Genomic DNA, 9,796 nt, shown 5'->3' with positions numbered 1-9,796 from the left:
CCAATACCCATGAGTGCAACCACCTGTCGCCTTTGCTGGAAGGGATAGCCGAAGGTACGGCCGTCTATGCCGACAAAGGCTATGACAGTGCGGAAAACCGGCAACATCTGAAAGAGCATCAGTTGTTAGACGGCATTATGCGCAAAGCCCACCGCAAACATCCGCTGACGGAAGCACAAACCAAACGCAACCGATATTTGTCGAAGACCCGTTATGTGGTCGAACAAAGCTTCGGTACACTGCATCGTAAATTCCGCTACGCCCGGGCAGCCTATTTCGGACTGATTAAAGTGAGTGCACAAAGCCATCTGAAAGCGATGTGTTTGAACCTTTTGAAAGCCGCCAACAGGCTAAGTGCGCCTGCTGCCGCCTAAAAGGCGGCCGGATGCCTGATTAATCAGGTATCCAAGGGAGATTAAGGGGATATTTGAGTAGAATCGGTGGATATTTGAAACGAAAACAGCCGAAATCCTGTTTTGGGCTTTGGCTATTGAGGAAAGGGCTATTTTGCAAAGGTCTCGGCCTGATACTTTCTCGGCTAAAATCTTCATCACAATAAAAAGGGCATCTGTTTAGATGCCCTTTTTTGATTTCTTTAGCACTGATAATCTTCAAATTCCCACGAAAAAAAACGAAGTAAATAAGTCAATGACTTTTCCCAAGTTTCTTTTGAACATTCTTTAAGAATTTTCTCAATTTCCGATTTAATAACAGAATGATTAAATTCATTCATAATCATCATACCCGCTCCCCATTTAACCCTTTGATTTTGGAAACAATTATGCAAAATCCATTTAGGAGAGCATATGCGAACAGAAAATATATCTGCAGCATCACTATCATCAGTTCCTATGTCTAAATCAATTCCCACACAAAAATTGTCTTTGATTTCGGGAACGAAATCTTCAAAGGCACAATCGTAAAGATTGATGGCTTTCAATTCTAGGTTAATCATTTTATATTCAAATGTCCATTAGTTAGTGTTGTTCTTGTATTTGGGTCTCGAATAACAAAATTCGCTTGCGTTCCTGTTGGATTAAGATGTGTTGGAGTGTTTTTTTTGGTAGTAGGCGGTCGGTATAAACGAGTTCCGTCAGCACTTATCAAACAACCCTTGCACGTACGACTTCAACGTTTCACTCAGTCTTTCAAACGGAACTCAGCCGCTCTGGCGTGCGCGGTCAAGCTTTCGCCATGCGCCAACACGCTGGCGGTTTTGCCCAACTTCTGCGCGCCTTGTTCTGAAACCTGAATCAGACTGGAGCGTTTTTGGAAATCATATGTTCCCAAAGGAGAAGAGAAACGCGCCGTGCGGCTGGTCGGCAAAACGTGGTTGGGGCCTGCGCAATAGTCACCAAGGCTTTCACTGGTATAGCGTCCCATGAAAATAGCGCCGGCGTGGCGGATTTTTTTCGCCCATTCTTGCGGATTCTCAACCGACAGTTCCAAGTGTTCGGGAGAAATATAGTTGGCGATTTCGCAGGCTTCATCTAAATCTTTAGCCAAAATCATTGCACCGCGGTTGCCCAATGAAGCTTCAATAATCGCACGGCGCGGCATGGTTTCAATCAAGCGGTTCATGGCCGTCTGAACTTCGTCCAAATACGCTTGAGAAGTACCGATCAAAATCGCTTGTGCAATTTCATCGTGTTCCGCCTGACTGAACAAATCCATGGCCACCCAATCGGCAGGTGTCGTACCATCGGCAATCACCAAAATTTCAGACGGCCCTGCCACCATATCGATACCGACCACGCCGAACACGCGTCGTTTGGCCGCAGCGACAAAGGCATTGCCCGGGCCGGTAATCTTATCGACTTGAGGCACAGATTCCGTACCATAGGCCAAAGCCGCAACCGCCTGCGCACCGCCGACCGTAAACACTTTAGTTACACCGGCCACAAAAGCAGCCGCCAACACGATATCGTTGCGCTCACCTTTCGGAGTGGGAACGACCATGATGATTTCTTTCACACCGGCAACGTGGGCAGGCATGGCGTTCATGATGACGGAACTCGGATAAGCAGCTTTACCGCCCGGAACATAAATACCGACACGGTCAAGCGGCGTAATCTGTTGGCCCAAAAGCGTGCCGTCTTCGTCTTCGTAAGTCCACGACTCCATTTTTTGGTGTTCATGGTAGCTTTCCACCCGTCTCGCGGCCGTTTTCAAGGCCGTCTGAATGTTTTCAGGCAAACGCTCAAACGCAGACTGCAAATCATCTTGCGTCAGGATTAAATCATCGATGGTTTGAGCGGATGTACCGTCAAAACGGTTGGTGTATTCAATCAGCGCCGCATCGCCGCGTTTTTGAACATCGGCACAGATGTCGGCAACAATACGGTCGATTTCACGGTTTTGCGCGGTTTCAAAAGCAAGCAGTGTTTTGAGTTCGGCTTGAAAATCAGGGGATTGGGTGTCGAGTTTCTTCATGGTTTGCTCTCTTCCTTGTTTCGTTCCTATTGTTTTCAGACGGCCTCATTCACTCAAAGGCCGTCTGAATATTATCTTTTCAAAAAACCTTTTTCCTGCAAAAACGCCAACATATGCGGCCGTACAGGATTGCCCAAGGTTTTGGCCAGCGATTCCTTCCAAGGTATCGGACTGCCCTTGCGCAACTCATAATAATCCGCTACTGCCTGATTATAGGCTTCAACGGCATCGGCATTCAGGCTCGGACAAGCGTTTTCGGCATAGACCATTTCCTTAGGTAGGCGCGGTTTGAGCGGCGGGTCTTGATCAGGATAACCGAGGCACAACCCCACCAAAGGCACGCAATAATCCGGCAGGTTCAACACATCCGATACTTTTTGCGCATTATTGCGCAACGCGCCGATATACACGCCGCCCAGCCCAAGCGATTCGGCGGTAAGCAATACGTTTTGCGCCATAATACCTGCATCGACCGCGCCAATCAGGGTTACCTCCGCCCAATCAATTTGCGCATCGGGAAACATCGCCTTGTGTTTAGAGAAATCAATGCAAAACAATAAAAATTCCGCACAATGGACAATATAAGGTGCACTTCCTGCCGCTTCATGTATCCCCTGCCTCAGCGCAAGGTCGGATACGCGGATGATGGAAACGCATTGCAGGTTGTTGGAAGTCGAAGCCTGCTGCCCGGCGCGAACCAGCGTATTGAGGATTTCATCGGCAATCGGTTCGGAAGTAAACCTGCGGATGGAACGATGGGAAAGAATCGTATCGAGTGTCGGTTTGCTTTGCATCATGACGGGGCTTTCAAACTGAGTTGGCAGACAGGTTTTACCAAAAACTTTTCAGACGGCCTTAGCGGCATTTTCAAATGCCTGAATAATCGGATTCAACAACGCATATTTGGTTTTCAACGCCGCTTTATTGACCACCAAGCGACTGGAAATATCAGCCACATGCTCTACAGCTTCCAAACCATTGGCCTTCAACGTATTGCCGCTGGAAACCAAATCGACAATCGCGTCGCTCAAACCGACCAAAGGCGCAAGCTCCATCGAGCCGTATAGTTTGATGATGTCCACATGCACACCCTTGTCGGCAAAGTGTTCGGCGGCGATGTCGGGATATTTGGTGGCAATCCGCAAGCGGCTGCCGGGTTTGGAGGCAGCGGCGTAATCGAAACCTTTTTTAACCGCAACCATCATGCGGCATGAGGCGATGTGCAAATCCAAAGGTTGATACAGGCCATCTCCGCCATGCTCGATCAGCACGTCCTTACCGGCAATACCGAAATCCGCCGCGCCATATTGCACATAAGTCGGCACGTCGGTCGCGCGCACAATCACCAAACGGATGTTGTCATGATTCGTGCCAATAATCAGCTTGCGCGATTTTTCCGGCTCTTCCGCAGGCACAATACCGGCAGCGGCCAACAGCGGCAGGGTTTCCTCAAAAATTCGCCCCTTGGATAAAGCAATCGTTAAAAGTGTGTCGGTCATTTTTTTCTTCTCCTTTGCCGTATCAAAAACAAGAAGGCCGTCTGAAATCCACAACCCATTTCAGACGGCCCCAACTACGGTTTTACAATAAAGTTTTCACATCAGCCGCAATCGTTTCCGGCTCGCTGCCATAAGGCGAGAAAATCGCCACTTCGCCGTTTTTATCAATCAAATATGCACCTGAAGAGTGGTCGACCAAATAGTTTTCGCTGTCTTCTTTTTGGTTAACTTTAGCCGATACCACACGGTATTGCTGTTTGATGACAGGCAGGCTTTGATCGCCGGTAGCCGTCAGGCCGATAAAATCAGGGTGGAACTGTTTGGCGTATTTGCCGATTACTTCAGGCGTATCGCGCTCAGGGTCGATGCTGACAAATACTACTTTCACGTCTTTAGCCTGATCGCCCAATTGTTTCAAAGTATCGCTGTAAGTCAGCAACTCGGTCGGGCATACGTCAGGACAGTGGGTATAACCGAAAGACAGGATGACCACTTTGCCTTTCAAATCGCTCAGGCTGAAAGGTTTGCCGTCGCCATCGGTCAATGTGAAGTCGCCGCCAATGTCTTCTTTGCGCATATCGGTACCACGCGCTTGCACTTTGGGTGCAGACTCACCGGAAGCAGCAGGCGCAGCAGAAGTGGCAGGTGTCGAAGATGCCTCTTTGGCCTCTTCTTTAGGCTGACAAGCAGCCAGAGCAGCCAACGCAAAAGCACTGAGTAGGAAAGTTCGTGTAACGGAAAGCATAAATTTTCTCCAAAACCGTTTCAAATAAGTAAGGCCAAACAACTGCCCGGCCGATATAAAAACAAAACATCTTCATATTAACGCGTTTAACACATTAAATGTAGCCCTTTTTGCAGATAAATACTGCTTTTTTGTTTTAAAAATCTGCCCCCCATTTAGATAACCATCAAACACAAAAAGTTTAATTCATTAAAAATCAAACAAATATAAAAATAATCCAATTTTTTTTCAATTACTGCTTTACAAGATTCGAGAACTCGCTATAATGACGACTTCTTCGCTAGCCCAGGTGGCGAAATTGGTAGACGCAGGGGACTCAAAATCCCCCGCCGCAAGGTGTGTCGGTTCGAGTCCGACCCTGGGCACCAAATTAAAAAAACCTCTTGATTCAGTCAAGAGGTTTTTTGCTATTTATCATTTGCAAAACCTTCCCCTTACTCAAACTGTCAACAATCTACCCACATCAAGCTCAATAAAACTATTTTTTTATTTCTTTAAAATCAAACGATAATCTATTTTCACTCCTTAAACGTTAAAAGATGAAAGATTTTGTCTTGCTTGTACAGTCGGATTGCGTTATCGTTTCTACTCTTTTTCACAAACTCTGTGTTTCTTTCCAATTGCTTGGATAGTCTGACTGTCATCGTATTCCCTCAGTGCGCGTACCCTAAATCGCTGCTTGGTGGAATTGCATTACAGGTGCTGTGGTGAGGCGGATTGTTCCTATTGGTTTGAAACCATATAAAAGAGGTCAATATGCAATTATCAGGCGCACAAATCATCGTGCAAAGTCTCAAAGCCGAAGGTGTCGAGTATGTATTCGGCTATCCGGGCGGCGCGGTTATCGAAATCTACGATGCCCTTTTCCAACTCAATAAATTCAAGCACATCTTGGTTCGCCACGAGCAGGCAGCCGTACATGCGGCAGATGCCTATGCCCGTGTCAGCGGCAAAGTCGGCGTTGCCTTGGTGACTTCCGGCCCGGGAGTAACCAATGCCCTGACCGGTATCGCCACTGCTTACAGCGACTCCATTCCGTTGGTAGTCATCAGTGGCCAGGTGGGCAACTCCCTTATCGGGACAGATGCATTCCAAGAAGTGGATACAGTCGGCATTACCCGCCCTTGTGTCAAACACAATTTCTTGGTGACCAATATCGCTGAGTTGGCAGACACCATCAAAAAAGCTTTCCAAATCGCCGCAAGCGGCCGTCCGGGTCCCGTTGTCGTTGATGTTCCTAAAGATGTCACCCAAGCAATGGCTAAATTCAGTTATCCTCAAGAAGACATCTTCATCCGCTCTTACCAACCGGTTGTACAAGGCCACATCGGTCAAATCAAAAAAGCCGTACAAATGCTGGCTTCTGCCAAACGCCCTATTGTTTACTTCGGCGGCGGCGTAGTTTTGGGCAATGCCTCTGAGGAAATGACCAAATTCGTCCGCATGATCGGCGCTCCTTGTACCGGTACATTGATGGGCTTGGGTGCATACCCTTCCAGCGACCGCCAATTCTTGGGCATGCTGGGTATGCACGGTACTTATGAAGCCAACCTCGCCATGCAAAATGCAGACGTTGTACTGGCAATCGGTGCGCGCTTCGATGACCGCGTGATTTCCGTACCGTCCAAATTCTTTGAAAAAGCCAAAAAAATTATTCATATTGACGTTGACCCGTCCAGCATTGCCAAACGCGTCAAAGTGGATATCCCGATTGTCGGCGACGTGAAAAACGTATTGTCCGAAATGATTCAATTGTGGGGCAAGCAAGAATCTGCACCTGCAGCCGACTCATTGGATAAATGGTGGAAAAGCATTGAAGAATGGCGTTCGCGCAACTGCCTGTGGTTTGATAATGAAAGCGAAATCATCAAACCGCAATACGTCATTCAAAAACTGGCAGAAATCACCAATAATTCTGCCATCATTACTTCCGACGTCGGTCAACACCAAATGTTTACCGCCCAATATTACCCATTCGAGCGTCCTCGCCAATGGCTCAATTCCGGCGGTTTAGGCACAATGGGCGTCGGCCTGCCATATGCCATCGGCGCAAAACTGGCTGCTCCTGATCAAGATGTATTCTGTATCACCGGCGAAGGCTCGATTCAGATGAATATCCAAGAGCTGTCGACCTGCTTCCAATACCGCGTTCCGGTTAACGTCGTTACACTGAACAACGGCTACCTCGGCATGGTTCGCCAATGGCAAGAACTTTATTATGGCAACCGTGAATCGGAAACCTATTTCGATTCATTGCCTGATTTTGTCAAACTGGCTGAAGCCTACGGTCATATCGGCATCCGTGTGGACAAGAAATCCGATGTAGAAGGCGCGTTGCTGGAAGCATTAAACCAAAAAGACCGTCTGGTATTCCTCGATTTCTTGACCGATAAGAAACAAAACGTACTGCCTATGGTCGGCAACGGCAAAGGCTTGGACGAGATGGTTCTGCCGCCGCATATGCGCGAAACATTGTCAGCGTAAGGAGAGAAAAATGCGACATATCTTATCTATTCTGATGGAAAACGAATCAGGTGCGATGAGCCGTGTGGTAGGTTTGTTCTCCGCACGCGATTACAATATCGACTCCTTGGCTGTTGCGCCAACCGAAGACAAAACCTTGTCTCGCATGACCATCGTTACTCATGGCGACGAACACGTTATCGAGCAAATCACCAAACAACTCAACAAACTGATTGAAGTTATCAAAGTGGTTGACTTGAACGAAAGCCGTTTTGTCGAACGCGAACTGATGTTGGTAAAAGTCCGCGCCGTCGGCAAAGACCGCGACGAATTCCTACGATTGACCGAAATCTACCGCGGCAGTGTTATTGATGTAACAGACCGCAGCTACACCATCGAAATCACAGGTTCCACCGAAAAACTCGACTCTTTCCTCGAAACAGTCGGTCGCGCCCAAATTTTGGAAACCGTACGCACAGGCGCAGCCGGTATCGGTCGTGGCGAGCGCATTTTGAAAATTTAACGCTGTATCGTTCAGACGGCCTTTTACTTTCAACAAAGGCCGTCTGAAAAACAGTAGGAGACAAATATGTCAAGCATCCAAATCGTTGCATTAGTTACCGTCAAACCCGAATACACCGAGGCTCTGGCTGCCCAATTTAAAGAATTGGTCAAAGCCAGCCGTGCAGAAGAAGGCAACATCAGCTACGACCTGCACCAAGAAATCGGCAAACCCAACCGTTTCGTATTCGTAGAAAGCTGGAAATCCCAAGCAGCTATTGATGAGCACAATGCCAGCGAACATTTCCAAAACTTCGTCAAATCCATCGAAGGAAAAACCGAAGCATTGGAAATCGTCTTGATGAACCAAGTCCCTGCCTAATCCCCTATTACTTTTAACTCAACCCGGATTATCCGGAACCCTCTTACACTAAGGAAATAAAATGCAAGTTTATTACGATAAAGACGCTGACCTTTCTCTGATCAAAGGCAAAACCGTTGCCATCATCGGCTACGGTTCACAAGGTCACGCACACGCAGCAAACCTGAAAGATTCCGGCGTAAATGTCGTAATCGGTCTGCGCCAAGGCAGCTCTTGGAAAAAAGCCGAAGCAGCCGGCCACGACGTGCGCACCGTTGCTGAAGCAACTAAAGCAGCCGACGTTGTAATGATTCTGTTGCCTGACGAAAACCAACCTATCGTATACAAAAACGAAATCGATCCTAACTTGAAAGAAGGCGCAGTATTGGCGTTCGCTCACGGCTTCAACGTACACTACAACCAAATCGTACCTCGCGCCGACCTTGACGTTATCATGATCGCCCCTAAAGGCCCAGGCCACACCGTACGCAGCGAATTCCTGAAAGGCGGCGGCGTACCTTCCTTGATCGCCGTTTACCAAGATAAAAGCGGCAAAGCCAAAGACATCGCCCTGTCTTACGCAGCAGCCAACGGCGGCACTAAAGGCGGCGTAATCGAAACCAACTTCCGCGAAGAAACCGAAACCGACCTGTTTGGCGAACAAGCCGTATTGTGCGGTGGCGCAGTTGAATTGGTGAAATGCGGCTTTGAAACTTTGGTTGAAGCCGGTTACGCTCCAGAAATGGCCTACTTCGAATGTCTGCACGAGCTGAAACTGATCGTTGACCTGATGTACGAAGGCGGTATTGCCAACATGAACTACTCCATTTCCAACAATGCCGAATACGGTGAATACGTTACCGGCCCTGAAGTAGTGACTCCTGCAACCAAAGCTGCGATGAAAAAAGCGCTATACCGCATTCAAAGCGGCGAATATGCGAAAATGTTCATCCAAGAAGGCGCAACCAACTACGCCAGCATGACTGCCCGTCGCCGTCTGAACGCCGACCACCAAATTGAAAAAGTGGGTGCACAACTGCGTTCTATGATGCCTTGGATCGCTAAAAACAAACTGGTTGACCAAGACAAAAACTAATCTGTCTTTCAAGCAAATGAAACCTGCCTGATTACTCAGGCAGGTTTTTTTATAATTTTAAAACCCAATACACTATAAACCTCACTCAACAAGGCCGTCTGAAGACAATATAAACAACATTTACCCCCAACCTCTATAAACTGTCTTTCATGATTCTCCTAAAATTTCCTTTTAAAAAAACATATTACGAAATAAACGACTATTTTCTATACCTACTCTGTCTGCAAAAAACAACGTTTCCCAACAAAAATACGCCTAAAACAAGAGGAAAATTTGTTTTCTTAAGCCATAACCTTTATATTATGGTCATGGAATCGTTGAAACAGAACGATATCGTAATAAGAAGAACGAATGCTCGCTTCTTCACACTTAAAAAAGGAAAACAGCAATGAAAAAATCCCTGATTGCCCTGACTCTGGCTGCCCTGCCTGTTGCAGCTATGGCTGACGTAACTCTGTACGGTCAAATTAAAGCTGGCGTAGAAATTTCTAAAGTAAAAGAGGGTAAGACTTCTTCTAAAACTGCTACTGAGATTGCTGACTTCGGCTCTCGCATCGGTTTCAAAGGCCACGAACACTTGGGTAGCAACCTGAATGCTATCTGGCAAGTTGAACAAAAAACTTCTATCGCCGGTGGTGACTCTGGTTTCGCTAACCGTGAATCTTTCTTGGGCTTGGAAGGCGGTTTCGGTAAAATTC

At 47.3% G+C, this 9,796-nt stretch carries 11 protein-coding genes and 1 tRNA gene; 7 read left to right on the top strand and 5 right to left on the bottom strand.

Going from position 1 to position 9,796, the window contains the following annotated elements:
- Positions 1–374 (top strand): transposase (locus ACTHTJ_RS10345; RefSeq protein ID WP_440360937.1); only part of this gene is annotated, 374 nt, incomplete at its 5' end.
- A gap of 221 nt (positions 375–595) precedes the next feature.
- On the opposite strand, the gene ACTHTJ_RS10340 is transcribed toward ACTHTJ_RS10345, so the two are convergent.
- From ACTHTJ_RS10340 to ACTHTJ_RS10320, 5 genes are all read right to left on the bottom strand, one after another.
- Positions 596–955, bottom strand: a complete 360-nt coding sequence (locus tag ACTHTJ_RS10340; protein WP_002221979.1) for an immunity 8 family protein — start codon at positions 953–955, stop codon at positions 596–598.
- 185 nt (positions 956–1,140) lie between these two features.
- A complete protein-coding gene (gene hisD / locus ACTHTJ_RS10335; RefSeq protein WP_440360936.1) occupies positions 1,141–2,433 on the bottom strand; it encodes a histidinol dehydrogenase in 1,293 nt (430 codons plus the stop codon).
- Positions 2,434–2,504: 71 nt separating this feature from the next.
- Positions 2,505–3,230 carry an oxygen-insensitive NADPH nitroreductase gene (gene nfsA / locus ACTHTJ_RS10330; RefSeq protein WP_070583487.1) on the bottom strand — a complete coding sequence of 242 codons (726 nt, stop codon included), beginning with the start codon at positions 3,228–3,230 and terminating at the stop codon, positions 2,505–2,507.
- Between the two features lie 48 nt (positions 3,231–3,278).
- Positions 3,279–3,932: an ATP phosphoribosyltransferase gene (gene hisG, locus ACTHTJ_RS10325; protein WP_036473098.1), complete on the bottom strand. Its 654-nt coding sequence runs from the start codon at positions 3,930–3,932 to the stop codon at positions 3,279–3,281.
- Between the two features lie 82 nt (positions 3,933–4,014).
- On the bottom strand, positions 4,015–4,677 hold the full coding sequence (locus tag ACTHTJ_RS10320) for an SCO family protein (RefSeq protein ID WP_070583489.1): 663 nt from the start codon (positions 4,675–4,677) through the stop codon (positions 4,015–4,017).
- A gap of 283 nt (positions 4,678–4,960) precedes the next feature.
- Between ACTHTJ_RS10320 and ACTHTJ_RS10315 the strand changes: the two genes are divergently transcribed.
- From ACTHTJ_RS10315 to ACTHTJ_RS10290, 6 genes are all read left to right on the top strand, one after another.
- Positions 4,961–5,045 (top strand) — tRNA-Leu (locus ACTHTJ_RS10315).
- 388 nt (positions 5,046–5,433) lie between these two features.
- Positions 5,434–7,161, top strand: a complete 1,728-nt coding sequence (gene ilvB / locus ACTHTJ_RS10310) for a biosynthetic-type acetolactate synthase large subunit (protein ID WP_003680037.1) — start codon at positions 5,434–5,436, stop codon at positions 7,159–7,161.
- 10 nt (positions 7,162–7,171) lie between these two features.
- Positions 7,172–7,663: an acetolactate synthase small subunit gene (gene ilvN, locus ACTHTJ_RS10305; RefSeq protein WP_003685820.1), complete on the top strand. Its 492-nt coding sequence runs from the start codon at positions 7,172–7,174 to the stop codon at positions 7,661–7,663.
- A 66-nt stretch (positions 7,664–7,729) separates the two neighbouring features.
- Positions 7,730–8,023, top strand: coding sequence for a putative quinol monooxygenase (locus ACTHTJ_RS10300; protein ID WP_070583491.1), 294 nt, complete (start codon positions 7,730–7,732; stop codon positions 8,021–8,023).
- A 61-nt stretch (positions 8,024–8,084) separates the two neighbouring features.
- Complete coding sequence (gene ilvC, locus ACTHTJ_RS10295; protein ID WP_070459226.1) at positions 8,085–9,098, top strand: ketol-acid reductoisomerase; 1,014 nt, start codon at positions 8,085–8,087, stop codon at positions 9,096–9,098.
- 388 nt (positions 9,099–9,486) lie between these two features.
- Positions 9,487–9,796: porin (locus ACTHTJ_RS10290; RefSeq protein ID WP_440360935.1), on the top strand; the 310-nt coding region annotated here is incomplete at its 3' end.

Origin of the sequence: Neisseria sp. P0018.S001, assembly GCF_051957355.1 — a bacterium.
GTDB classification, from domain to species: domain Bacteria; phylum Pseudomonadota; class Gammaproteobacteria; order Burkholderiales; family Neisseriaceae; genus Neisseria; species Neisseria subflava_A.
This window is presented reverse-complemented; position numbering and strand designations above follow the sequence as displayed.